General features: G+C 71.5%; 19 protein-coding genes. 12 read left to right on the top strand and 7 right to left on the bottom strand.

Going from position 1 to position 23,628, the window contains the following annotated elements:
- Positions 1 to 63 precede the first annotated feature (63 nt).
- The 4 genes from ACH4YP_RS17940 (at position 64) to ACH4YP_RS17925 (ending at position 4,297) form a co-directional block, all read left to right on the top strand.
- Positions 64 to 1,230: an acyl-CoA dehydrogenase family protein gene (locus tag ACH4YP_RS17940; RefSeq protein WP_398491131.1), complete on the top strand. Its 1,167-nt coding sequence runs from the start codon at positions 64 to 66 to the stop codon at positions 1,228 to 1,230.
- 50 nt (positions 1,231 to 1,280) lie between these two features.
- Positions 1,281 to 2,867: a 4-coumarate--CoA ligase family protein gene (locus ACH4YP_RS17935; RefSeq protein WP_398491130.1), complete on the top strand. Its 1,587-nt coding sequence runs from the start codon at positions 1,281 to 1,283 to the stop codon at positions 2,865 to 2,867.
- A gap of 66 nt (positions 2,868 to 2,933) precedes the next feature.
- Positions 2,934 to 3,671 carry an enoyl-CoA hydratase family protein gene (locus tag ACH4YP_RS17930; protein ID WP_361050829.1) on the top strand — a complete coding sequence of 246 codons (738 nt, stop codon included), beginning with the start codon at positions 2,934 to 2,936 and terminating at the stop codon, positions 3,669 to 3,671.
- Entirely contained in the window at positions 3,659 to 4,297 is a 639-nt protein-coding gene (locus ACH4YP_RS17925; RefSeq protein ID WP_361050832.1) for a TetR/AcrR family transcriptional regulator, read from the top strand. Before ACH4YP_RS17930 ends, ACH4YP_RS17925 begins: the two co-directional genes overlap by 13 nt.
- A gap of 62 nt (positions 4,298 to 4,359) precedes the next feature.
- Here ACH4YP_RS17925 and pdxH read toward each other — a convergent pair whose 3' ends face one another.
- Positions 4,360 to 5,025, bottom strand: coding sequence for a pyridoxamine 5'-phosphate oxidase (gene pdxH, locus ACH4YP_RS17920; protein WP_361050835.1), 666 nt, complete (start codon positions 5,023 to 5,025; stop codon positions 4,360 to 4,362).
- A 316-nt stretch (positions 5,026 to 5,341) separates the two neighbouring features.
- On the opposite strand from pdxH, the gene ACH4YP_RS17915 reads away from it, so the two are divergent.
- Positions 5,342 to 6,442 carry a citrate synthase 2 gene (locus tag ACH4YP_RS17915; RefSeq protein ID WP_398491129.1) on the top strand — a complete coding sequence of 367 codons (1,101 nt, stop codon included), beginning with the start codon at positions 5,342 to 5,344 and terminating at the stop codon, positions 6,440 to 6,442.
- Positions 6,443 to 6,509: 67 nt separating this feature from the next.
- On the opposite strand, the gene ACH4YP_RS17910 is transcribed toward ACH4YP_RS17915, so the two are convergent.
- Positions 6,510 to 7,550 (bottom strand): isopenicillin N synthase family dioxygenase, encoded by a 1,041-nt coding sequence (locus ACH4YP_RS17910; RefSeq protein ID WP_398491128.1) that lies wholly within the window; start codon positions 7,548 to 7,550, stop codon positions 6,510 to 6,512.
- Positions 7,551 to 8,282: 732 nt separating this feature from the next.
- On the opposite strand from ACH4YP_RS17910, the gene ACH4YP_RS17905 reads away from it, so the two are divergent.
- Complete coding sequence (locus ACH4YP_RS17905) at positions 8,283 to 9,689, top strand: PAS domain-containing protein (RefSeq protein ID WP_398491127.1); 1,407 nt, start codon at positions 8,283 to 8,285, stop codon at positions 9,687 to 9,689.
- A 25-nt stretch (positions 9,690 to 9,714) separates the two neighbouring features.
- On the opposite strand, the gene ACH4YP_RS17900 is transcribed toward ACH4YP_RS17905, so the two are convergent.
- Positions 9,715 to 10,470: an SIS domain-containing protein gene (locus tag ACH4YP_RS17900; protein ID WP_398491126.1), complete on the bottom strand. Its 756-nt coding sequence runs from the start codon at positions 10,468 to 10,470 to the stop codon at positions 9,715 to 9,717.
- A gap of 282 nt (positions 10,471 to 10,752) precedes the next feature.
- On the opposite strand from ACH4YP_RS17900, the gene ACH4YP_RS17895 reads away from it, so the two are divergent.
- Both ACH4YP_RS17895 and ACH4YP_RS17890 read left to right on the top strand, forming a co-directional pair.
- A complete protein-coding gene (locus ACH4YP_RS17895) occupies positions 10,753 to 11,445 on the top strand; it encodes a metal-dependent transcriptional regulator (RefSeq protein WP_269649472.1) in 693 nt (230 codons plus the stop codon).
- Between the two features lie 663 nt (positions 11,446 to 12,108).
- Positions 12,109 to 13,005 carry an alpha/beta fold hydrolase gene (locus ACH4YP_RS17890; RefSeq protein ID WP_398491125.1) on the top strand — a complete coding sequence of 299 codons (897 nt, stop codon included), beginning with the start codon at positions 12,109 to 12,111 and terminating at the stop codon, positions 13,003 to 13,005.
- A gap of 76 nt (positions 13,006 to 13,081) precedes the next feature.
- Here ACH4YP_RS17890 and ACH4YP_RS17885 read toward each other — a convergent pair whose 3' ends face one another.
- Genes ACH4YP_RS17885 through ACH4YP_RS17875 form a run of 3 tightly spaced genes read right to left on the bottom strand, consistent with a single transcriptional unit; the run spans position 13,082 to position 16,213 of the window.
- Entirely contained in the window at positions 13,082 to 14,710 is a 1,629-nt protein-coding gene (locus tag ACH4YP_RS17885; protein WP_398491124.1) for a transporter, read from the bottom strand.
- Positions 14,707 to 15,501 (bottom strand): ABC transporter ATP-binding protein, encoded by a 795-nt coding sequence (locus ACH4YP_RS17880; RefSeq protein WP_361050857.1) that lies wholly within the window; start codon positions 15,499 to 15,501, stop codon positions 14,707 to 14,709. Before ACH4YP_RS17880 ends, ACH4YP_RS17885 begins: the two co-directional genes overlap by 4 nt.
- 52 nt (positions 15,502 to 15,553) lie before the next feature.
- Entirely contained in the window at positions 15,554 to 16,213 is a 660-nt protein-coding gene (locus ACH4YP_RS17875; RefSeq protein ID WP_361050860.1) for a bifunctional DNA primase/polymerase, read from the bottom strand.
- Between the two features lie 381 nt (positions 16,214 to 16,594).
- Between ACH4YP_RS17875 and ACH4YP_RS17870 the strand changes: the two genes are divergently transcribed.
- Together ACH4YP_RS17870 and ACH4YP_RS17865 are read left to right on the top strand one after the other, a co-directional pair.
- Positions 16,595 to 17,980, top strand: coding sequence for a transcriptional regulator (locus tag ACH4YP_RS17870; RefSeq protein ID WP_361050863.1), 1,386 nt, complete (start codon positions 16,595 to 16,597; stop codon positions 17,978 to 17,980).
- A 270-nt stretch (positions 17,981 to 18,250) separates the two neighbouring features.
- A complete protein-coding gene (locus ACH4YP_RS17865) occupies positions 18,251 to 20,407 on the top strand; it encodes a hypothetical protein (RefSeq protein WP_398491398.1) in 2,157 nt (718 codons plus the stop codon).
- A 92-nt stretch (positions 20,408 to 20,499) separates the two neighbouring features.
- Here the strand turns inward: ACH4YP_RS17865 and ACH4YP_RS17860 are convergent, their stop codons facing one another.
- Complete coding sequence (locus tag ACH4YP_RS17860; RefSeq protein WP_361050865.1) at positions 20,500 to 21,795, bottom strand: ABC transporter substrate-binding protein; 1,296 nt, start codon at positions 21,793 to 21,795, stop codon at positions 20,500 to 20,502.
- 117 nt (positions 21,796 to 21,912) lie between these two features.
- Between ACH4YP_RS17860 and ACH4YP_RS17855 the strand changes: the two genes are divergently transcribed.
- Complete coding sequence (locus ACH4YP_RS17855) at positions 21,913 to 22,413, top strand: hypothetical protein (RefSeq protein ID WP_361050867.1); 501 nt, start codon at positions 21,913 to 21,915, stop codon at positions 22,411 to 22,413.
- A gap of 75 nt (positions 22,414 to 22,488) precedes the next feature.
- The gene (gene purU, locus ACH4YP_RS17850; protein WP_398491123.1) at positions 22,489 to 23,355 is read left to right on the top strand and encodes a formyltetrahydrofolate deformylase; all 867 of its coding nucleotides are present in this window, start codon (positions 22,489 to 22,491) and stop codon (positions 23,353 to 23,355) included.
- The last annotated feature ends 273 nt before the right edge of the window (positions 23,356 to 23,628 follow it).

Below are 23,628 nucleotides of genomic sequence, written 5' to 3'. Positions count from 1 at the left end.
CCCAGCCACAACGCACCCGCACCCTCCAAACGCCACGAGCCCCCTCCCCCTGAGGAGCCCCCAATGACAACGGTCCTCGAAACAGACGAACACAAGGCCCTCCGAGCAGCCGCAGCAGCCCTCGGCGCCCGCTACGGCCGCGACTACCTCACCAAGGTCATCGCCGCGGGCGCCCACCCCGACGAGCTGTGGGCCGAAGCCGCCAAGCTCGGCTACCTGGGCGTCAACCTGCCGGAGGCATACGGCGGCGGAGGCGGCGGAATCGCCGAACTCTCCATCGTCCTGGAGGAGTTGGGAGCCGCGGGCTGCCCCCTCCTCATGATGGTGGTCTCCCCGGCCATCTGCGGCACAGTGATCGCCCGCTTCGGAACGGCGGACCAGAAGCAGGAGTGGCTCCCGGCCCTGGCCGACGGAACCCGCACCATGGCCTTCGGCATCACCGAACCCGACGCCGGCTCCAACAGCCACCGCATCACCACCACGGCCCGCCGCGCACCCGACGGAACCGACTGGATCCTCAAGGGCCGCAAGGTCTTCATCTCCGGCGTGGACATCGCGGACGCCACACTCGTCGTCGGCCGCGCGGAAGACGCCCGTACGGGCAAACTCAAGCCCTGCCTGTTCATCGTCCCGCGCGACGCCCCCGGCTTCGAGCGGCGGCGGATCGACATGGAACTGCACGGCGCGGAGAAGCAGTTCGAGCTGACCCTCGACGACGTACGCCTGCCCGCCGGCGCACTCGTCGGAGACGAGGACGCGGGCCTGCTCCAGCTCTTCGCGGGCCTCAACCCCGAGCGCATCATGACCGCCGCCTTCGCGATCGGCATGGGCCGCTACGCCCTCTCCAGGGCCGTCACCTACGCCCGCGAACGCACCGTGTGGAGGGACCCGATCGGCGCCCACCAGGCCATCGCACACCCCCTGGCGCAGGCCCACATCGAACTCGAACTGGCCCGTCTGATGATGCAGAAAGCGGCCTTCCTGTACGACTCCGGGGACGACGCGGGAGCCGGAGAGGCCGCCAACATGGCCAAGTACGCGGCCGCCGAAGCCTGTGTGAAAGCCGTCGACCAGTCCGTGCACACCCTCGGCGGCAACGGCCTGACCGGCGAGTTCGGCCTCGCGTCCCTCATCACCGCGTCCCGCGTGGCCCGGATCGCCCCCGTCAGCAGGGAGATGATCCTCAACTACGTCTCGCACCAGACCCTGGGCCTGCCGAAGTCCTACTAGCACTATCTCCCCTACCAACTGCAACCTCCGGCTCCCGGAAAGGGCCCGCCATGGCGTTCCGCAGCGAGTACGAAGACGTCCCCGCCGTCGAAGAACCCATCCACGAGGCGGTGCTGGGCCGCGCCGCCTCCCGGGGCGACACGCCCGCGCTGATCGACGGCGTGGACGGAATGACCCTCACCTACGCCCAACTCGACACGTTCCACCGGCGGATCGCCGCCGAACTCGCCGACCTCGGGGTCCGCAAGGGGGACGTGCTGGCGCTGCACAGCCCCAACACCGTCGCCTTCCCGGTGGCGTTCTTCGCCGCCACGCGCGCGGGGGCGTCGGTCACGACCGTGCACCCGCTCGCCACACCCGAGGAGTTCGCCAAGCAGCTGCGGGACTGCAAGGCCGAGTGGATCGTCACCGTGTCACCGCTCCTCGACGCGGCCCGTACGGCGGCCGAACTCGCGGGCGGAGTACGGGAGATCTTCGTCTGCGACCAGGCACCCGGACACCGCTCGCTCTTCGACATGCTGGGCTCCACGGCCCCCGAGCCGCGGATCGACATCGACCCCGCCGAGGACGTGGCGGCCCTCCCCTACTCCTCCGGGACGACCGGCATCCCCAAAGGCGTGATGCTCACCCACCGGAACATCGCCACCAACCTCGCCCAGCTGTCGCCCACCATGCCGATGGGCCCCGGCGACCGCATCCTCGCCGTCCTGCCGTTCTTCCACATCTACGGGCTCACCGCCCTCATGAACGCGCCGCTCAGGCAGGGCGCCACCGTCGTCGTACTGCCGCGCTTCGACCTGGAGACGTTCCTCGCCGCCATCGAGAAACACCGCATCACCGGCCTGTTCGTGGCCCCGCCGATCGTCCTCGCCCTCGCCAAGCACCCGGCCGTCGAGGGCTACGACCTGTCGTCCCTGGAGTACGTCATCAGCTCCGCCGCGCCCCTGGACGCCGAACTGGCGGCGGCCTGTTCGCGCAGGCTGGGACTGCCGCCCGTCGGCCAGGCGTACGGCATGACGGAACTCTCGCCCGGCACGCACGTCGTACCCCGGGACAGCGTGAACCCGCCCCCCGGAAGCGTCGGAAAACTCATCCCCGGCACGGAGATGCGCATCGTCTCCCTCGACGACCCCGGCAAGGACGTCGGTGCCGACGAGCGCGGCGAGATCGTCATCCGCGGACCGCAGGTCATGAAGGGCTACCTCGGCCGCCCCGACGCGACCGCCGCGATGATCGACGAGGACGGCTGGCTGCACACCGGGGACGTCGGGCACGTCGACGCGGACGGCTGGCTGTACGTCGTCGACCGCGTCAAGGAACTCATCAAGTACAAGGGCTTCCAGGTGGCCCCCGCCGAACTGGAGGCCCTCCTGCTCACCCACCCCGGCATCGCCGACGCCGCCGTCATCGGCGTCTACGACAGCGACAACAACGAACGGCCGTACGCGTACGTGGTGCGCCAGCCGGCCGCACAGGGCCTCACCGGGGACGAGGTCATGGCGTACGTCGCCGAGCACGTCGCCCCGTACAAGAAGATCAGGCAGGTCGTCTTCATCGAAGGCGTGCCCAGGGCGGCCTCCGGCAAGATCCTGCGCCGGGAACTGCGAGACCTGAGGGAACTGGGGGAGCACGCATGACGGTGGTACGACGGGAACCGGGGGAGCACGCATGACGGTGGTACGACGGGAACCGGGGGAGCGCGCATGACGGTGGTACGGCGGTCGCACGAGCGCGGGATCACCACCCTCGCGCTCGACGCGCCCGAGCGGCGCAACGCCCTCTCCGCCCGACTGGTGGGGGAGCTGGCGGAGGCGCTCACGGAGTGCGGTGAGGACGACGGCGACGTACGCGCCGTCGTCCTCACCCACACCGGCAACACCTTCAGCGCGGGCGCGGACCTGCGCGACCCTCCGCACCCAGATGTCCTGGTCGGTCTCCTGCGCCAGATCGTCGAACTGTCGAAGCCCGTCGTAGCCCGCGTGACCGGCCACGTGCGCGCGGGCGGCCTCGGACTGCTCGGCGCCTGCGACATCGCCGTCGCCTCCCAGGAGGCCACGTTCGCCTTCACAGAGGTACGCATCGGGGTCGCCCCCGCGGTGATCTCGCTGCCCCTGCTGCCGCGGCTCGACCCGCGCGCCGTGGCCCGCTACTACCTCACGGGAGAACGGTTCGACGCCGCCGAGGCCGCCCGGATCGGCCTCGTCACGGCGGCGGGCGAGGACGCCGACGACGTACTCGCGCCCGTGCTCGACGGGCTGCGGCGATCCTCCCCGCAAGGTCTCGCCGAGACGAAACGGCTGCTCACGGCTAAGGTGCTGGACACCTTCGACCGGGACGCGGCCGACCTCACCGCGCTCTCGGCCCGGCTGTTCTCCTCCCCGCAGGCCCGCGAGGGAATGACGGCCTTCCTCGAACGACGGGATCCTCCATGGGTGTGCTGAACGGTGGCGCGACGACGGGCGGCGCGGTGAACGGCGCGACGACGGCCGAACGCGTACCCAAACAGGACCGCAGCCGGGCCACCCGGCAGCGCCTCCTCGAAGCCGCGGTCGCCTGCCTCGCCGAACACGGCTGGGCAGGCTCCACGGTCTCCGTCGTCGCCGAACGCGCCGGCGTCTCCCGGGGCGCCGCCCAGCACCACTTCCCGACCCGCGAGGACCTCTTCACGGCAGCCGTCGAGTACGTCGCCGAGGAACGCTCCACCGCCCTGCGCGCGCTGTTCCCCGACGGCCCCACGGACCGCCACGCGGTCGTCGCCGCCCTCGTCGACCTCTACACCGGCCCCCTCTTCCGCGCCGCCCTCCACCTCTGGGCAGCCGCCTCCAACGAGGACCAACTACGCCCCCGCGTAACGGAGTTGGAGGCCCACGTGGGCCGCGAGACCCACCGCATAGCCGTGGACCTCCTCAACGCCGACGAATCCCGCCCCGGCGCCCGGGAAACCGTCCAGGGCTTCCTCGACATGTCCCGGGGCCTCGGCCTGGCCAACCTCCTCACGGACGACACGGCCCGCCGGGAGGGCGTGGTACGCCAGTGGGCGAAGATCCTGGACGGGGTACTGGGCTGAGATCCCGGGTGGGTACTGGGCCGAGGGCCTCGCCGGGTGCTGGGCTGAGGGGGCCCTCTCCCTCAAGGACTCAGCCGCTCCACCCGCCACGACCCGTCCTCCTGGGCCACGTACCGCATACGGTCGTGGAGCCGGTTCTCCCGGCCCTGCCAGAACTCCACCGTCTGCGGGGCGACGCGGAAGCCGCCCCAGTTCGGGGGGACCGGGACCTGTTCGCCCTCGGGGTAGCGGGTGGCCAGTTCGGCGTACGCGGTGTCCAGGTCGGCGCGGGAGGAGATCACCGCGGACTGGGTGCTGGTCCAGGCGCCGAGCTGGGAGCCGTGCGGACGGGTACGGAAGTACGCGGCCGTCTCGTCGCGGCCCGTGCGCCGGGCCGTGCCGCTGACGATGACCTGCCGGGCCATCGCGTGCCACGGGAAGAGCAGCGAGACGTACGGATTGGCGGCGAGGTCGCTCGCCTTGCGGGACTCGTAGTTGGTGAAGAAGACGAAACCCTGCTCGTCGTACTGCTTCAGGAGCACCGTGCGGGAGCTGGGCCGCCCCTCGGCGTCCGCGGTGGAGACGACCATGGCGTTCGGCTCGTACAGCAGGCCGTCCCTCGCGGCCAGGGCGAACCAGCGCCCGAACTGCTCCATCGGGTGGTCGGCCAGCTCGGTCTCGTCGAGTCCCTCGGCCCGGTAGTGCTTGCGCATCAACGCCGGGTCGAGGACGGGTTCACGGTCGGTCACGCGGTCATCCTGCCGTATTCCGAAAGGCGGCAGCGGGGCTCACGGCGGGCGTGGCATTCATCACGCCATGGCACTCAGTGCCGCGCACTCTCCCCAAAGGTGGCACCAAGGGATATCGTCCTGCTTCCGAAACGGTTGGGTGACCGCCATCCGGACGGGGCATCACCGGGGTGACGTACGGACCGCGAGTCCACGAGGCGACCGCGGAACCGGACTGCCACACCCATCCCAGACGTATGGTCACGAGCACCCTCGCGCACCACGGAAACGCACACCCCACGAACCAGCTGTCGCACACATCATGAGGAGCCGCCTGATGTCCGACTTCGTACCCGGGCTCGAAGGAGTCGTCGCTTTCGAGACGGAGATCGCCGAACCGGACAAGGAGGGCGGCGCCCTGCGGTACCGGGGCGTCGACATCGAGGATCTGGTCGGCCACGTCTCCTTCGGCAACGTCTGGGGGCTGCTCGTCGACGGAGCCTTCAACCCCGGCCTGCCGCCCGCCGAGCCGTTCCCGATCCCCGTCCACTCCGGCGACATCCGCGTGGACGTCCAGTCCGCGCTCGCCATGCTGGCGCCCGTGTGGGGCCTGCGGCCCCTCCTCGACATCGACGAGCAGCAGGCCCGCGCGGACCTCGCCCGCGCCGCCGTCATGGCGCTCTCGTACGTCGCCCAGTCCGCCCGCGGCCAGGGCCTGGCCATGGTCCCGCAGCGCGAGATCGACAAGGCCCGGTCCGTCGTCGAACGCTTCATGATCCGCTGGCGCGGCGAGCCCGACCCCAAGCACGTCGCGGCCGTCGACGCCTACTGGACGTCCGCCGCCGAGCACGGCATGAACGCGTCCACCTTCACCGCCCGCGTCATCGCCTCCACCGGTGCCGACGTGGCGGCGGCCCTCTCGGGCGCCGTCGGCGCCATGTCGGGACCGCTGCACGGCGGCGCCCCCTCCCGCGTCCTCGGCATGATCGAGGAGATCGAGCGCACCGGCGACGCCGACGCCTACGTCCGGCAGGCCCTCGACAAGGGCGAGCGCCTGATGGGCTTCGGCCACCGTGTGTACCGCGCCGAGGACCCCCGCGCACGCGTCCTGCGCCGCACCGCCCGCGAACTCGGCGCCCCCCGCTTCGAGGTCGCCGAGGCCCTGGAGAAGGCGGCCCTGGCGGAACTCCACGCCCGCCGCCTGGACCGCGTCCTCGCCACGAACGTCGAGTTCTGGGCCGCCATCGTCCTCGACTTCGCCGAGGTCCCGGCCCACATGTTCACCTCGATGTTCACCTGCGCCCGCACCGCCGGCTGGTCCGCACACATCCTGGAACAGAAGCGCACGGGCCGTCTCGTCCGCCCCTCCGCCCGCTACGTGGGCCCGGGCACCCGCAACCCGCGCGAGATCGAGGGCTACGAGGACATCGCCCACTGATTTCTCGTGTGTTGACGGCCTATGTGGCGGCTCTCAATGGGGAGCCGCCACACCCGTCTCACGCAGGTCACGCGGGGACCAGCAGCTCCGCGTGATGGCGGGCCGCGACCAGCGGATGCGCCCGCAGCTTGCCCTTCAGCTCGTTCCGTCCGTACTCGGCGAAGAGCGGGTTCGCCGGGTCGCTCGTCATCCCGGGCGCGGCGGAGGCGTACGGGAAGGGCAGCGGCTCGATCCGGGCGTCGAGCCGGGGGTTGTAGAAGAAGGGAACGGAGAACCGCTCGGTGGCACCGGCCGGACTCACCACCCGGTGATTGGTGGCGACGAGATACCCGTCGGTGGCCACCTCCAGCAGCTCACCCAGATTCACCACGAACGCCCCCGGGATCGGCGGCACGTCATGGAACAGCCCGTCCTCGCGCTGCACCTGCAGCCCGCCCACCCGGTCCTGCAGCAGCAGCGTCAGGAACCCGTAGTCCTTGTGCGCCCCGACCCCCTGACCGGCGCCGTCCCCCGCACTGCCCGGATACCGGACCAGCTTCAGATGCGGATGGGCACGCTCGCCGAACACGGGCTCGTAGAAACCGGCGGGCGCCCCGATGGCGGTGAGCAGCTCGCGCAGGAGCCGCGCCGCGACGGAGCTGAGCCGGTCGATCCACGCCAGGGCGGCGCTCCGCAGCTCCGGCAGCGCGGCGGGCCACTGGTTGGGCCCCTCCAGCCACCAGTACGCGGGCTCACCGGGACCGGGTGTCCGGGCGGGCCGTTCCGCCCCTATGTCGAGCTGGTCGCGCCAGTCCCGGCTGCCACCGGTGCGCTCGTCACCGGTCCGCGTATAGCCGCGGAAATGGGGCGAGTTGACGTTGTCGATCGCGAGCCGGTCGGCCTCCGGCAGCGCGAAGAACCGACGCATCGCGTCGAGCAGGGCAGCTGTCTCGCCTTCCGCCACCCCGTGCCCCACGAGCTGGAAGAAACCCACGTCGTGCGCCGCACTGTGCAACTGCGCGTGCAGCAGCGCCCGCGCCTGCGGCCCGCGGCTGGCCGCGGAAAGATCAATGATCGGAAGCTGCTGATACGCCTGATTCAACGAGTTCGTCATGGTGTGCGTCCGCATGGGTTACGGGCCCGGGGCAGCCGCCGAGGATGGGGCGGGCCCGCAGGTGCCAGGTGGAGAAGGGGGGCTGAGGTCAGGCGGAGCGCCGACAGCCCATGCTCGTGACGCGCACGTAGTCCACGTGACGGCGTCGAACGAGCATCGGAAGCATGGCGCAAGAGTACTCCGACTCGCCCAATACGCCAGTGCCGCACCTCACACACCTGCGAAACGCAGACGACCCGCGAACTCTGGTTCCCTCCGAGGAGGGAGCCGGCCGGACTTACCGGCGAGCTCGCGGGTCGGGTGACTGCTGAGATTGGGCCGGCCGCACGCTCATCTCACGCGCTGGTCCGGCACCGCACTGAATGTGGTGACGGGCCGCTAGCCCGCAGCCACCTCGCTGGTCCGGGTTTCAGACATGTACCCGATCACCTCCTTTCGGCGTGCGACACACATTAGGAACCGGATCCGCATCGCTCAACCGGTTTTCGGGACGGCCACGGTCCGGAGCCGTACGACCACCGTCGTCGACCCGGCGGCGGAGCCGCGGCAGGACGGACCCGCTGATCGATCCGTACGCCGACGTACCCGCACACAACGATTTCCTCAATCTTGTGGGAACCAGATGTGGGCTGCGTCACGTTCGAGTTGAATGATTCGTAGTGAGTGATTCGTAGTGAGTGAAGTGAGTGATCAGACGCGCGGGCACACCGCGCAGGACACGCCGACACGGCCTGCAGGGGGTGCCAGGTGAGTGCTTCGCGGCGTAGTGGGACCACGGACGAGCTCGGGCCGCAGGAGCCCGAGCGGGACGGGGCCGATCTGCTCGCCGCTCTGCTCGACGGGATGGACGCGGCGCTGTGCGCGTTCGACGCCGACGGAGTGGTGACGCACTGGAACCGGGAGGCGGAGCGGATCCTCGGCTGGACCGCGGCCGAGGCGGTCGGACGGCAGGGGTTCGCCGGCTGGGCCGTACGGCCCGCGGACGCCGAGGAGGTCGAGGGCCGGCTGCTCTCCGCGATGCAGGCGCCCGGACGGCAGGTCCATGAGTTCGCGCTGCTCACCAAGAGCGGCGGCCGGGTGCTCGTACGGACCCAGTCCGCCGCGGTGCCGGGTCCCGACGGGAAGCCGGCCGGGGTGTACTGCGCCTTCAGCGAGGTGCACGCGCAGATCGATCTGGAGCGGTCGATCGCGCTGAGCGAGGCACTGTTCGACGACGCCTCCTGGGGCGTCGTGCTCGTCGACGCCGATCTGCGGCCCGCCGTCGTCAACGCGCACGCGGCGCGCGCGTTCGGCGCGGGGCGTACGGCCGTACTGGGGCGCCCCCTGGGTGAGCTGCTCGCGCAGGGCGTGGAGGAGCTGGAGAGCGCGCTCACGCACGTTCTCGCGGAGGGCGCTCCGCCCGCGCCCGCCGAGATGTGGGTGACCGTGCGGACCGCTGAGGGTGACCAGCGGCGGTGCTGGCGCAGCGGCTTCCTGCGGCTCGCCTCGCCGCTCGCGGAGGAACCGGTTCCGCTCGGGGTGGGCTGGCTCTTCCAGGACGTGACCGAGGCCAAGCAGACCGAGCAGGAGGCGGCGCTCCTGCGGTTCAGGACCAACCAGCTGCACCGGGCCGCGCGTGCCGCCGCCGAGTGCGAGGACCCGGCGGAGGCGGCGAGCGTCCACCTCGACTTCGCGCTGGCCGGCTTCGCCGATCACGCGCTGATCGACCGGGTGGCCGGTGGCGCCGTGCCTGACGGCGAGGGGCCGGTCCGGCTCGTACGGGCCGCCGCCACGCCCTCCGGGGCGCCGGGGCCGAGTCTTCCCGCGGGGCGGGCGGGGCTGCCGGTGCGGTATGCCGACGGGCATCCGGCGCTTCAGTGCGTGGAGCGGATCGGGTCCGTACGGGCCAGTGCGGGGGCGGCGCGGGCCGGGGCCGGGGCGAGTGAGCCCGAGCGGGCGCGGGAGTGGGCCGTTGCCCGGCAGTGGCCCGCCGACTCCGTGCACGCCCTGTGCGCGGTGCTGCGCAGCCGGGGGCGGACGCTGGGCGTCGTCACGTTCCTGCGTGGCTCCAGTCGTACGCAGTTCGAGCGGCTCGACGCCACGTACGCGGAGGATGTCGCCGTTCGGATCGCGGCGGCGCTGGATCTGGGGGAGGCGTTGGAGGGGCGGGGGTGAGGGGGCTCCGCCCCCCTCCGGAGGATCAACGGCGGTAGAAGATCCGGTCCCCGTATTCCTCGAACACGCGGCCGTTCCACTCGTGGCCGCCGTCCACGTTGCCGGAGCGCAGGAGCGGGGGCTCGATGCCGCGGTCCGCGAGGGTGCCCGCCGCGATGGCCATGACCGCCTGGAGGAGGGCGGAGGTGACGACCGTGGAGGCGGGTGCGAAGGGGGCCGGGACGGTGTCGAGTGTGAGCTCGGCGTCGCCGATCGCGATCTTCGAGTCGAGGACGACGTCGCAGTGGTCCTTCAGATACGTACCCGAGGTGTGCCGGGACTCCGTCTCGGAGGCGTACGCGACCGACGTGACCCCGATGACCCTGAGGCCCAGCGCGCGGGCGTGCATCGCCATCTCCACGGGCAGGGCGTTGCGCCCGGAGAGGGAGACGATCACGAGTACGTCGCCGGAGCGGGCCGGGCTGGTGTCGAGGACGGCGCTCGCCAGGCCGTCGACCCGCTCCAGGGCGGAGCCCAGTGTCGCCGGCACGACGTCCACCCCGACGGCGCCCGGCACGGCGAGCAGGTTCATCAGAGCGAGGCCGCCCGCCCGGTACACGAGGTCCTGCGCGGCCAGCGAGGAGTGCCCGGCGCCGAACGCGAAGAGCCGCCCGCCGTCGGCGACCGTGTCGGCGATCAGTGTCCCGGCGGCCTCGACGGCCCCGGCCTCCTCGTCCCGCACCCGCTGCAGCAGGCCGATCGCGGCGTCGAAGAACTGCCCGGCCAGCTTGCTGTCGCCCATGCGTGAAGCCCTCTCTCACCGTCCGCACCAGGTCGTGTCGCGGATCACGTTGCGGTCTGGACCAGTGCTGTGTCAATACGGTCGGCAGGGGTGACACTGGGTGCTGAGGGCCCCGTTCCGCCCGGCCGAGCTCATGGTCCGGCCGTTCGCGCCGGCACTCGTCACCACGCGGTTTCACCTGCGCGGCACGGTTGTCAGTGGGATGCGTCAGAATTGGTGCCAGGGCCAGCGCACACGCCGGTGAGCCACTCAGCCTCCGGCAGAGCTAATCGAGGGGCACGTATGTCCGGACTGATCGACACCACGGAGATGTATCTCCGCACCATCCTCGAGCTGGAGGAGGAAGGTGTGGTCCCCATGCGCGCCCGGATCGCCGAGCGGCTCGACCAGAGCGGGCCGACGGTCAGCCAGACCGTGGCGCGCATGGAGCGCGACGGGCTGGTGTCCGTCGCCAGCGACCGGCACCTGGAGCTCACGGACGAGGGCCGCCGCCTCGCCACGCGCGTGATGCGCAAGCACCGCCTCGCCGAGTGTCTGCTCGTCGACGTGATCGGTCTGGAGTGGGAGCAGGTGCACGCCGAGGCCTGCCGCTGGGAGCACGTGATGAGCGAGGCGGTCGAGCGGCGCGTGCTCGAACTGCTGCGGCACCCCACCGAGTCGCCGTACGGGAACCCGATCCCGGGCCTGGAGGAGCTGGGCGAGAAGGACGGGGCCGACCCGTTCCTGGACGCCGGCATGGTGTCGCTGGCCGATCTCGACCCCGGGCTCGACGGCAAGACGGTCGTCGTCCGCCGCATCGGTGAGCCGATCCAGACGGACGCGCAGCTGATGTACACGCTGCGGAGGGCGGGCGTGCAGCCCGGGTCCGTCGTCAGCGTGACGGAGTCCGCGGGCGGGGTGCTGGTGGGCAGCGGCGGTGAGGCGGCGGAGCTGGAGTCGGACGTGGCGTCGCACGTGTTCGTCGCGAAGCGGTAGCGCTCCGCCTGGGGCGCGTTGTTCGGCGGCGGGTTGGCTGTGGCTGGTCGCTCCCCCCGCGCCCCTTTCAGAGGCGCCCCTGCGCTGCCCTGCCCGTTCGCGAACCCGTCCTCAACTCCTTTAACACACAACCCAGTTGTCCCACCTCGGTCTTCGCTCAGAATTGAAGATTCAGTGTGCGGAATCGCAGCGGTGGGGCCGTTTGCGTGCGAGGCTGTCGCGAGAGGCATATGACCTGAGAGCTCTTGACCGTGGCGGCAGCGGCGCCGGTGCGCGGTCGGGGAGGGGGCGGGAGGATGTGCCGTGGACGTGAGGAGGGCCCCGGCGCCCTGAGGCGCCGGGGCCTGTCCTCCCCTGTGCTGACCCGGAGCCCCGAGCTCCCAGGGTCATTCCCCACGGACCGTTTTCCCCGAGCGGCCCGCCTCCCGTTGAAGATCTCCCCTCGGCGGCGGCGGTCAATCCTTGAGCGAGGTCACTCGAAGGAGGGGTGTTGCCACCAAGACCCCCATCTTCGAATGCGCATTCGATAGCGTATGAGTGACGGAACCACTACGGATTACGCAGGAAGAACCAGCAGGAGCACCGGTACGACCAGCGCTACGAGTGGGCCGGCCGGTTCGTGCGGGACGACCCGGCCGAGCGGATCAAGGGGGGTGCCAACGTATGGTGCGGCGCATCGATGTGAGCGGTGCGGGTGGCGTACGCCTCGCCGCCTGGGAGTTCGCCGACTCTCCCAAGACCGATCCTCCCAGGGCCGATCCCCTAAGGGCTGAGACGTCCGGGGAGATCGAGCGTGCGCCCGGCGTGCTGTTACTGCACGGCCTCATGGGCCGTGCGTCCCACTGGGCGCCCACCGCCCGCTGGCTCTCCGAGCGGCACCGCGCCGTCGCGCTCGACCAGCGGGGCCACGGCCAGAGCGACAAGCCGCCCGAGGCCTCCTACACCCGAGGGGCGTACGTCGAGGACGCCGAGGCGGCCCTCGAACAGCTGGGCCTCGGCCCGGCCGTCCTCATCGGTCACGCCATGGGCGCCCTGACCGCCTGGCAGCTCGCCGCCAAGCGCCCCGACCTCGTGCGCGGCCTGGTCATCTGCGACATGCGCGCCTCGGCGCTGGGAGCCGCCTCGCAGCGCGAGTGGGAGAACTGGTTCAAGGCCTGGCCGGTCCCCTTCGCCACACTCGCCGACGTACGGAAGTGGTTCGGCGAGGACGACCCCTGGGTGGAGCGCCCGAACCCCTCGCGCGGTGAGTTCTACGCCGAGGTGATGGCCGAGTCGCCGGACGGCTGGCGGCCCGTCTTCGAGCCCGAGCAGATGCTCAAGTCCCGCGAGACCTGGGTGTACGACGCGCACTGGGAGGAGCTGACACAGGTCCGGTGCCCCGCCCTCGTGGTGCGTGGCCTCGACGGCGAGCTGGGCCGGGCCGAGTCCCAGGAGATGGTCCGCGTCCTGCCGAACGGGCAGTACGCGGAGGTGGCCGAAGCGGGGCATCTCGTCCACTACGACCAGCCGGAGGCGTGGCGGGCGGCCGTCGAACCCTTCCTGGACGAGGCGCTCCGCTAGGCCGTAGGCCGTCGGGACAGAGACTGCGCAGTTCCCCGCGCCCCTGGAAAACGGGGCGCGGGCCCATGTCGGTCGGTCAGCCCTTGCTCACCGCCGCGAGGATCTCCGGCAGCTGCCGTGCTGTCCGTGGTGCGGCGAGTCGTAGTCCCGCCAGGGCGATCGCCGCTCCGTAGGCGGTTCCGACCGGGAGGAGCAGCCAGGTCCAGTCCTGGCCGTCCGACGAGACGTTCAGCCAGATGGTGAGGGTGATGACGGGCGCGCACAGCAGGGCCGCCGCGACCATGCCGCCGAAGATCGAGAATCCGGCGAGGCTCGCCTGGCCGGGAGCCACGTTCTTGTAGCTCTCCTGCGGGATCGAGTACGGGAAGCGGGCCGAGGACCAGGCCCCGGTCGCCAGCATCGCGCCGAGCAGCGCGAACGACAGGCCGAACACCTCGGGCAGCGAGCGCCAGTCGCCGAGCAGCGCCGTCGTCAGGACGCACACGAGGGCCGCGTACGGAAGGGTGATCACCAGGAGCGCCAACGCCCGTGCCCGCAGCTCGACATACGCGTCACGGGTCGACGAGATCGTCATCGCGACCATCCAGAACGCGGACGTGTCCTGCCCGAACTGGTTGTACATCTGGATGCCGAGCATGCCCGCCGCGAAGCACGCGAAGTAGACCGAGCCGGTGCCCTGCAGCGCGTTGAACACCGGCACGATCAGACCGATCGCGAGCGAGGTCACCCACGCGGCCTTGGTCTTCGGATCCCGCCACACGTACCGCAGGCTGCGTTCCATGACCGTGCCCGTGCGCCCCGCGGGCAGCAGCCGGCCGAGCCCGGAGGAACGGCCCGCCTTGTCCCGGGAGGGCTCGGCGGCCTGCAGTGTCGAGCCGTCCGGCGAGGTCATCAGCCGGGTCAGACTCCGCTGCCAGAAGGCCAGCAGCACGGCCAGCGCCACCCCGCTCAGGGCGAGTTGGGCAAGTCCGACGGCGTACGAGCCCTCGCTGACGGAGTCCACCGCCCCGAGCGCCGACGCGGGCGGCACCCAGCGGACCACGTCGGCCGCCGGGTCGAGCGTGGACAGACCCGACGAACCGAGCTTCTGCGCCCCGAAGCTGACGACCTGCGCGCCCACCGCGATCACCAGACCGCTCAGGACGGCCAGGTCGCGGCCCTTGCGGCTGGTCAGCAGCCGGGTGTTGGCGGTCGCGACGGTCCGCGCGAGGGCCACGCACACCAGGAGCGCGAGGACGACCGCGACGACGCCGGTGACGTACGCCGCCGCCCCGTGCGCCATCGCGACGACCGAGCCGACGAGCAGGCACAGCGTGAACAGCGGGCCTATGCCGACCAGCGAGGCCACCAGCAGCGCGCGTACGAGCGGCTGCGGGCGCAGTGGCAGCATCACCAGGCGGGTCGGGTCGAGGGTCTCGTCGCCGCCGGAGAAGAAGAGCGGCATGACGGCCCAGCCGAGCGTCAGTACGGCGGTGAGCAGCACCGTCACGGTCATCGCGTGGGTGTTGCCGCGCAGCGCGATCAGGCCGATGAGCTGGAGCGCGGCGAACAGCAGCACGATGACGAGCGACGCCACGTACACCGCCCGCCGCCCCGCCGACTGCCGCAGCCCGTTGCGCAGCAGCGACAGCTTGAGGCGTACGACGACGGGGGTGAGGGAGACGGTCGAAGTGGCGGAGGTCTTCGTGGTGGTCGCGGCGGTCATCGGGCGCCGCCGCCCAGCCAGTCGAGGTCGGAGCCGGTGTCGCGGGCGTTCGCCCCGACGAGTTCGAGGAAGGCCTGCTGGAGGGAGGGCGCCTCGCCGCGCACCTCTGCGAGCGGGCCGTGGGCGCGGATGCGGCCGGCCGCCATCACGGCGACCCAGTCGCACAGCGACTCGACGAGCTCCATCACATGGGAGGAGAAGACGACGGTCGCGCCGGAGGCGGTGTAGCGCTCCAGGACTCCGCGGATCGTCTGCGCGGAGACCGGGTCGACGCCCTCGAACGGCTCGTCCAGGAACAGTACTTCCGGGTTGTGCAGCAGAGCCGCCGCGAGCCCGATCTTCTTGCGCATGCCGGTCGAGTAGTCGACGACGAGTTTGTGCTGGGCGCCGGCCAGGTCGAGCACGTCGAGCAGCTGGGTGGCCCGCTTGTCGACCTCGTCACCGGGCAGTCCGCGCAGCCGCCCCGTGTACGCGAGGAGCTCCCGCCCCGAGAGCCGCTCGAAGAGCCGCAGCCCCTCGGGCAGGACCCCGATCCGGGCCTTGACCTCCGTGGGGTCGCGCCACACGTCGTGTCCGACGACCTCCACGGACCCCTGATCGGGCCGCAGCAGCCCGGTCACCATCGACAGAGTCGTGGTCTTCCCCGCCCCGTTGGGCCCGACCAGCCCGATGAACTGCCCCGCGGGCAGCTCCAGATCGATCCCCGCGACGGCGATCTGCTCCCCGAACCGCTTCCACAGCCCCCGCACCCGCACGGCCACCGCATCACTCACCCGCGCCCCCTCCGTCATGCAGGGCACGATACGGGGGCCGGTGCTCGTTCAGGGGCGCGGGGAACGGCTCCTACCGACGAGCATCCCGCCCGCAGGCGTAGGCCAAGGGCGAGATCAGCTCCTCCGCGTCCGGCAGCCACCGGTTCGCGGGAGTCGGCCGGCAGGCCCACTGCACAGCCCCCCGAGCGCCGAACCGGGTGGGCGGCGCGGCCACGTACGTACCCTCCCCCAGCACGACCAGATCAAGGGAAGCGAGCGGCCACCCGAGCTTGCGCACAAGGTCGGGCACCTTCACGGCGGCGCCCGGCAGCACGAAGAACTGCATCCGCCGGTCCGGCGTACACGTCACAGGCCCGAGCGTCAGCTCCATCCGCCGCATCCGGGCGAGCGCGAGAAACCCCGAGGTCTCGGGGACGTCGATCGCGTCGAACGTCCGCCCCGTGGGCAGCAGGATCGACGCCGACGGCTGCTTCGCCCACAGCCGACGCGCGACGGTCGCACTGCCCGTGGCCTGCGTCGCCCAGTCCTCGCGCGCGGGATGCGCGCCGGGCAGGGCGCACGAGGGCTCGCCGCACGAGCAGCGCTGCACCCCGTCGGCGGCTTCCAGCCACGTGCCTGGGAACACGTCCCAGTGGCGCTCTTCGGCATAGCGCACGGCGATGTCCTGCAGCGACTCGCCTCGCTGCTTCGGGATCTGGGCGGTCTCGGTGCCTGCGATCGTCTCTTCCACGCTGAACTCAACTCCCGCACCCACCAGGGGTTACGCCCACCCGTCTCCCGCCACCGCCCTTCTTGGGAAAACCCTTCGGGCTCGCACCTTCTTTTCCCCCGCGCGCGGGGGAGGAGCACCGATTCCACACGTGGGGCGCATGGATGCATCTGTGGGGGCGCGCATGGGAGGCGGCAGCGGGGGGTGGGTAGCCACCGGAGGGGCGGGCAGCAGCCTTTACCCCGGCAATCCTCACATGTCTCGCATCTTCGGTATGTCCGCGGGGCATTGATCTTCGAGGCCGGATCTTTTCGCTCCCCGCGGGGGTGCGGGAGGTCCCGGTCACTGAGGACTCGTCAACTCGGTGCGTGGGCAGGCACCGCAGCCACAGGGGGTACGCCAATGGCCGCAAGGCCTCTCGTCGCGCGGCAGCCGAACGAACGACTGCAGGCGCTCATCCAGGAAGCGGGCTGTTCCAACGCCGGGCTGGCCCGCCGGGTCAACATGTGCGGCGCGGAGCACGGTCTCGATCTGCGCTACGACAAGACGTCCGTGGCGCGCTGGCTGCGGGGACAGCAGCCGCGCGGGCGGGCGCCCGCGATCATCGCCGAGGCGCTCGGCCGCAAGCTGGGCCGGACGGTCACGATCGACGAGATCGGCATGGCGAACGGCAAGAACCTCGCCTCCGGTGTGGGACTGCAGTTCTCACCGACCGTCCTCGGGGCGATCGAGCAGGTCTGCGAGCTGTGGCGCAGCGACGTGGGGCGGCGGGACTTCCTGTCCGGCTCGTCCGTCGCGGCCTCCGCGCTCGTCGAGCCGAGCCGGGACTGGCTGATCTCCTCGCCGGACGCGCAGGTGTCGCGGGCGGCCGGGCCACGGGTCGGGCAGTCCGACGTGGCGGCGGTGAGCGCGATGACCCAGGCGCTGGTCGACCTCGACCACCAGTACGGCAGCGGGCACGTACGCCCGGTCGTCGTGCACTACCTGAACAGTGTCGTCTCCGGGCTGCTGGCGGGCTCGTACCGGGAAGCGGTCGGGCGTGAACTCTTCGCGGCGGTCGCGCGGTTGACGGAGCTGGCCGGTTACATGGCGGTCGACACCGGCCAGCCGGGGCTCGCGCAGCGGTACTACATCCAGGCGCTGCGGCTCGCGCAGGCGGCGGGCGACCGCGGGTACGGCGGGTACGTGCTCGCCGCGTCCATGAGCCACCTGGCGGCGCAGCTCGGGAATCCGCGCGAGATCGCGCAGTTGGCGCGGGCGGCGCAGGAGGGGGCGCGCGGGCGGGTCACGCCGCGCGCGGAGTCGATGTTCCACGCCGCGGAGGCGCGGGGGCATGCCTTGATGGGTGACGCGCGCTCGGCACAGGTGGCGTCCGGGCGGGCCGTGGCGGCGCTGGAGCAGGCCGATCCGGAGTCCGGCGACGACCCGCGGTGGATCGCGCACTTCGACGAGGCGTATCTGGCCGACGAGTTGGCGCATTGTCACCGGGACCTCGGACAGTCCGAGGCGGCCGCGCGGTGCGCTCAGGAGTCCCTCGCCGGGCACCCCGAGACGCGCGCGAGGCGCCGCGCCATCGGGTACGTACTGCTGGCCACCGCGCAGGTCCAGCAGCGCGAGGTCGAGCAGGCCTGCCACACGGGTCTGCGAGCGGTCGAACTGCTCGGCACGCTGCGGTCCAACCGCGGGGCGGAGTACCTGGACGACTTCCAACAGCGCCTGGAGCCCTACCGGGACGAGCCGGTGGTAAGGGAGTTCGGGGCGCGCATGGACCTTCAGGCGGCGGCCTGACCCGCCGGACGGGCCTGGGCCCACGCGGGAGTGAACGCGGGGTGAACGGAGGGACCTGAGGCGAAAGGAGGCATAAACAGCGTCTTGGGGGGCGGATTCGTTACTGCCGCCCCCGGAGACAGCCGTCACGACCTGTGCTGCGTGGCACCGGGTTGTGGGGACCCGGTAGCGTGAACCGACGATTCCGAAGGTCCCCCATTCGTAGGAGTCCCGGTGACGCACAACGGACAGGACGACGAGCCCTCGGCGCGGCCCGCGCACGAAGGCATCGTGCTGCCGTCCGACGGCGGCGAGCCCCTCCTGCCGGGCCAGACGGGCGACCGCGCCGTTCCGGCGGGCGGTCAGGCCTGGGACCAGCCGTGGGGTCCGGGACCCGCCCAGGGGGCCTCTCCGGAGCCCGGGCAGGGTTGGACGCCGACCGGTGAATGGGGTAGTGCGGGCCAGGACCAGGGCGCGCAGGCGCCCGGCTGGGGCACGCCGCACGCCGACCAGGGCGGGGTCGCTCCGGCCTCGGAGGCGCCCCCGCAGATTTCGAGTTGGACCGCCCCGGCTCCGGACGCGGGAGCACAGCCGTCGGGCTGGGGCACGCCCCCTTCGGGACCGGAAGGCCAAGGAGGCCCGGGCGCCCCGGCTCCGGGCGCCGGTGCGCAGGGCGGATACGCCGGGCAGCCGTCGCAGTACGGGGCACAGGGCACGGCGGGCGGCCCGCAGGCGCCGAACGACAGCGGCTGGCTTCCGCCGCAGACCGCCGGAGCGGGCTCCGTGCCCGAGCAGCGGTCGGGCCCCGGGACACCCCTCCCGCACGAGGGCGCCCCGGCGAACGGGTACGGCGCCCCGCAGACTCCCGGCCCGTACGCACCCGGCAACACCCAGACACAGGGCCCAGCCGGGCCACACACTCCGGGCGACTACAGCTACCCGCAGGCCCACGGCGCCCAGGCGGCACCTCAGCCTCACGCGGGTCACGCGGGTCACGCCGTGCCGCAGCAGGGCGGCCCCGCCGGGTCGCAGGCTCCGGGTGGTTTCGGCCCTCCGCAGGGTCTTGGTGGCCAGGCGGCGCCTCAGCCTTCTGCGGGTCAGCAGCAGGGCGGCCCCGCCGGACCGCAGGGGCCCGGTGGCTACGGCTACCCGCAGGGTCCCGGTGGGCAGACGCCCGCGCCGTACGCCCCCGGTGGGCAGACTGCCGCGCCGTTGCCGCCCGTCGGTCCCGGTGCCGGTGCGTTGCCGCCCGTCGCCGCCGTGGACGAGGGGGCGACGCAGTATCTGCCGCCGGTTCCCGCCTCGCCGTCCGGCGACGAGGGCGCCACACAGCTTCTTCCGCCGGTGGGCCCCGGCGCGCTGCCGCCCGAGACGCCTCCCGCGGGGGCGGCCCCCGCGGGGATGTCCTCCGAGTCCACGCGGTATCTGGGCCGGGTCCGGCCGGACGGGCCGGGACCGGCGTCCGGAGGCCCCGGACCCCTGCCTGCCGCCGTCGACCCCGACGCCCAGCCCACGCAGTTCATCGCGCCCGTACCGGCCCAGCCCGGCGCGGCGCAGTACGGAGTACGCCCGGGCGTACCCGAGGACCGGCAGCAGCCGCCGGCCGAGTTCGACAACCTCTTCCGGGCCGACGCCGGAGGCTCCACGCAGCAGTTGCCCCGAGTCGACCAGCCGCGAGCGAGACAGGGTGCCCCGGCCGGCTTCGGCTCCCCGAACCGTCCCGGTGTCCCGGGTGCCCCCGGCGGCCCGGGCGTGCCCGAGGGGCCCACCGGCCGTGGCGCACGCCGAGGCGCGGCGGACGGTGACAACGGCCGCGGCGGCCGCACCCGTTCCCGCGTGCCCGTGATCGCCGCGGTCGGCGTGGGCATCGCCGTACTCGGTATCGGCGCGGGCGCCCTGCTCAGCGGTGGCGGGGACGACAAGGGGGACGACAACAAGACGGTGGCGGCGACCGGGCCCGCCACGGACGAATCGGCCTCCGCGTCCGCCGACCCGGCCAAGGAACAGGCCGTGGCCCTGGACAAGCTCCTCGCGGACAGCGGCGACAGCCGCGACTCGGTGGTCAAGGCCGTCGGCAACGTACGCAAGTGCGCCAGCCTCGGACAGGCGGCCACCGATCTGCGCGACGCGGCCAAGCAGCGTGACGGCCTGGTCACCAGCCTCGGGGACCTCTCGGTCGACAAGCTGCCGAACTACGCGCAGTTGACCGCCGCGCTCAACAGCGCCTGGAAGGCCTCCTCCGCGGCGGACACCCACTACGCGGCCTGGGCCGACCAGACCGCGGGCAAGAAGGGCTGCCGCAAGGGCCAGGCCCGCAACACGGGCCAGACCGCGGCCGGCAACCGGGAGAGCGGCACCGCGACCACGCAGAAGGCCAAGGCCGCGAAGCTGTGGAACTCCATCGCCCAGACCTACGGACTGACGGAGCGCCAGCCCGGCCAGCTGTGACCGACGGGGCCGGCAGGGCCGGGCAGGGCCCGTGCGGCCCGTATGGCTTACGAGGCCGACGGGGGCCGGTGCCCGGTGGGCGCCGGCCGGTGTCAGGAGGCCTCCGTGTTCTCCAGCACCTTCGACACGTTCACGAACCCCTTGCGGGCCGAGACCAGTTGGCCCTTGCGCACCACCTGGAACGACACGTCCGAGTTGACCAGCCGGGGGAAGCCGCTCGCCGCGGTCAGATCGTCGAAGCTCCAGCTGAGCGTCGGCGTCAGCCCGCCCGTGCTGATCTTCAGGCCGTCGTCGAGCTTCCGCCGGAGCGTCCGCGAGGACACCTCGCCGTCGCCCAGCGACTCGACGATCTTCTTCAGCACCGTGTAGGCGACCCAGGTCGTCTGCACCCCGGGGTCGGACGCGTCGATCCGGTTGTCGCCGAAGGCCTCCTCGCGGATCACCGCGCGCATCGGCTTCCACCGCCTGTCGCTCGACGCCGGGTACCAGCCGGTGACGTACGAGCCCTCGTACGCGCTGCCCGTCGCGTCGATCACCGACTGGTCGACGCTGCCCAGCACGGACGCCGTCCGCACCGTCGGGTACGCCTCGCGGGCACGCCGGAACGAGTCCATGAAGGTGTCCGTGCGGTCCCCGAGCGCGGGCACCACACACCCCTCCTCCGCCGGATCCGCCGTGACCCGCCGCAGCGCCTGGTCGGCGTGGTTCGAGTACTCCGTGGCGTCCTCGGCGGCCCGCTGGTCGACGGCGGCCGAGTGCCCCTCGGCGCTGAGGCCGGAGTCGAGCAGCACGGGCAGCTCGTCGCCGGCGACCGTGTCGGGGCGTACCAGGGTGACGGGGCCGCAGTTGGCGGCGAGCTGCTGCCCGAGGCCGGCCAGGAGGGCGGGCTGGCCGCCGTTGACCGGGTAGGAGAGCGGGCTGGTGAACTCGTCGTCGGTGACGCCGTACCCGCCGAGATACGGGATGCCGGCCGCCTCCAGCGGGGAGAAGAAGGAGCGGGCGTGCTGGCTGTACGAGCCGACGACCGCGACGACGTTCTCGTCGACCGCGCGCCGGGCGCAGGTCGCGGCGGCCACCGTGTCGTTGTGGTCGTTGCAGGTGAGGACCTTGAGCTTGCGGCCGTTGATGCCGCCCTTGGAGTTGATCCAGCGCGCGTAGGTCAGCGCCATGGCGGGCATGCCCGGCTTGTTGGTCGCCTTCGTCCTCTCGGGCGCCCACGTCATGACCGTTATGGTGTCGTCCCCGGAACCCCCCGTGGTACCGGGGACGACACCGCAGCCGACGGCTATGGACGCACACGCCGCCAACGCGCCCGCGGAGAGCGCTCTGGTCCTGGCGGGACGGTGGTGGGCGGGGAGGAGGGTACGGGTGCGTCGCCTGCCGGTCATGGACATGCACCATTCCGTCACACCGCTACGGCCGGTGTGACCCACGGTCAACGTGCGGTGACCAGAAGGTGAACTCCGGGGTGCGGGGCGGGACGAATCGGCGAGAACGTACGATCGGTGACCGTGCAAGGTTCGGAGAACTCTTCCCGTCGCGGGCGTCGCTCATCCACCATGGGCGGCATGCCACTGAACGACATGCCGTGGTGGCGCTGGCGCAGCAATGTGCGCTCCGCGCTGCACATGCTTTCCGACACCGAGTTCCAGCGAGGGGTCTGGCTCGCGGGGGTCGACGGGTACGGGGATGTGACCGACGCCGTCTATCGCCTCGTCGAGGACACCTGGCTGGACAACTGGTCCGCCGAGAAATACGTGGGGACGATCTTCCGGGACTCGCAGGAGGCGGCGCTCGTCGACAGCGCCGTGCTTCGGGTGCTGCGGATCATGCATCAGGTGGGGCCTGATGCTGTCGTCTCTGTTTATCTCGAACATCCGGGGTGGCCTGAGGCCGTGCGGGCCGCTCGGGACGCGCACGTTCGGATGGCGGCGAGTGATGGGGAGGATCCCGATGTGCAGCCCCGGACTCTCGAGGTTCTGCGGATCATGACGCGGTCCGCGTAGGGCTGCCGCTCGGCTGTAGTCCGGCAGGCGGGACGTGTGGCCGGGTGCGGCTCGGTTTGTGGGACCCTGGCGTGCATGAACGAGCAGTCCGTGACCGAGCAGTACGTCCTCACGCTTTCCTGTCCCGACAAGCAGGGCATCGTGCACGCCGTGTCGAGTTATCTCTTCATGACCGGGTGCAACATCGAGGACAGCCAGCAGTTCGGTGACCATGACACGGGGCTCTTCTTCATGCGGGTCCACTTCTCGGCGGAGTCGCCGGTGACGGTGGAGAAGCTGCGGGCCAGCTTCGCGGCGATCGGTGACTCGTTCCAGATGGAGTGGCAGATCCACCGGGCCGAGGACCGGATGCGGGTCGTGCTGATGGTCAGCAAGTTCGGGCACTGCCTGAACGATCTGCTGTTCCGGGCGCGGACCGGGGCGTTGCCCGTCGAGATCGCGGCTGTGGTTTCGAATCACACGGAGTTCGCCGAACTTGTGGCTTCGTATGATGTGCCTTTTCATCATATTCCGGTCACCAAGGACAACAAGGCGCAGGCCGAGGCGCAGTTGCTGGAGTTGGTGCGGGAGCGGGGTGTCGAGCTCGTTGTGCTCGCTCGGTACATGCAGGTGCTCTCTGATGATCTCTGCAAGCAGTTGAGCGGGCGGATCATTAATATCCATCACTCGTTCCTGCCTAGCTTCAAGGGCGCGAAGCCATATCACCAGGCGCACGTTCGTGGTGTGAAGCTCATTGGTGCCACCGCGCACTATGTGACGGCCGACCTCGACGAGGGGCCGATCATCGAGCAGGAGGTCGAGCGGGTGGGGCACCAGGTCACGCCGGAGCAGCTGGTCGCTGTGGGGCGTGACGTGGAGTGCCAGGCGCTGGCCCGGGCCGTGAAGTGGCATGCCGAGCGGCGGATTCTGTTGAACGGGCGGCGGACCGTCGTCTTCGACTGAAGCCGACCGTCGTCTTCGGCTGAAGGGCCGTCGTTTTCGGCTGAGGTGTGTCGCGCCTGTCTTGCGTGGGGGCGCGGGCCGTGCCGGTACGTCGAGTCCGCCGCGGCGGGGTGTACGGCTGTTGGTTTTCGAGGAAGACCTTGCCTGGAGGAGCCGTATGCGGCGGACTTTCGACGTACCGGCACGGCCCGCGCCCTGTGCGTAGGGCGGGTGCGGGTTGGGGGCTGGAGACCATTCGCCCTACATGCGGCTCGTGCGTTATGTGCGGATTGT

The organism is Streptomyces sp. NPDC020747 (genome assembly GCF_044334695.1).
Taxonomy (GTDB): domain Bacteria; phylum Actinomycetota; class Actinomycetes; order Streptomycetales; family Streptomycetaceae; genus Streptomyces.
Note: the sequence above shows the minus strand (reverse complement) of the source record. Positions and strands in the feature narration are given on the sequence as shown.

What these genes read in the sequence shown, in the direction of transcription:
- ACH4YP_RS17940 (WP_398491131.1), top strand. Translation starts at nt 64, where the DNA reads ATGACAACGGTCCTCGAAACAGACGAACACAAGGCCCTCCGAGCAGCC.
- ACH4YP_RS17935 (WP_398491130.1), top strand. Translation starts at nt 1,281, where the DNA reads ATGGCGTTCCGCAGCGAGTACGAAGACGTCCCCGCCGTCGAAGAACCC.
- ACH4YP_RS17930 (WP_361050829.1), top strand. Translation starts at nt 2,934, where the DNA reads ATGACGGTGGTACGGCGGTCGCACGAGCGCGGGATCACCACCCTCGCG.
- ACH4YP_RS17925 (WP_361050832.1), top strand. Translation starts at nt 3,659, where the DNA reads ATGGGTGTGCTGAACGGTGGCGCGACGACGGGCGGCGCGGTGAACGGC.
- ACH4YP_RS17915 (WP_398491129.1), top strand. Translation starts at nt 5,342, where the DNA reads ATGTCCGACTTCGTACCCGGGCTCGAAGGAGTCGTCGCTTTCGAGACG.
- ACH4YP_RS17910 (WP_398491128.1), bottom strand. Translation starts at nt 7,550, where the DNA reads ATGCGGACGCACACCATGACGAACTCGTTGAATCAGGCGTATCAGCAG.
- ACH4YP_RS17900 (WP_398491126.1), bottom strand. Translation starts at nt 10,470, where the DNA reads ATGGGCGACAGCAAGCTGGCCGGGCAGTTCTTCGACGCCGCGATCGGC.
- ACH4YP_RS17895 (WP_269649472.1), top strand. Translation starts at nt 10,753, where the DNA reads ATGTCCGGACTGATCGACACCACGGAGATGTATCTCCGCACCATCCTC.
- ACH4YP_RS17890 (WP_398491125.1), top strand. Translation starts at nt 12,109, where the DNA reads ATGGTGCGGCGCATCGATGTGAGCGGTGCGGGTGGCGTACGCCTCGCC.
- ACH4YP_RS17885 (WP_398491124.1), bottom strand. Translation starts at nt 14,710, where the DNA reads ATGACCGCCGCGACCACCACGAAGACCTCCGCCACTTCGACCGTCTCC.
- ACH4YP_RS17880 (WP_361050857.1), bottom strand. Translation starts at nt 15,501, where the DNA reads ATGACGGAGGGGGCGCGGGTGAGTGATGCGGTGGCCGTGCGGGTGCGG.
- ACH4YP_RS17870 (WP_361050863.1), top strand. Translation starts at nt 16,595, where the DNA reads ATGGCCGCAAGGCCTCTCGTCGCGCGGCAGCCGAACGAACGACTGCAG.
- ACH4YP_RS17860 (WP_361050865.1), bottom strand. Translation starts at nt 21,795, where the DNA reads ATGACCGGCAGGCGACGCACCCGTACCCTCCTCCCCGCCCACCACCGT.
- purU (WP_398491123.1), top strand. Translation starts at nt 22,489, where the DNA reads ATGAACGAGCAGTCCGTGACCGAGCAGTACGTCCTCACGCTTTCCTGT.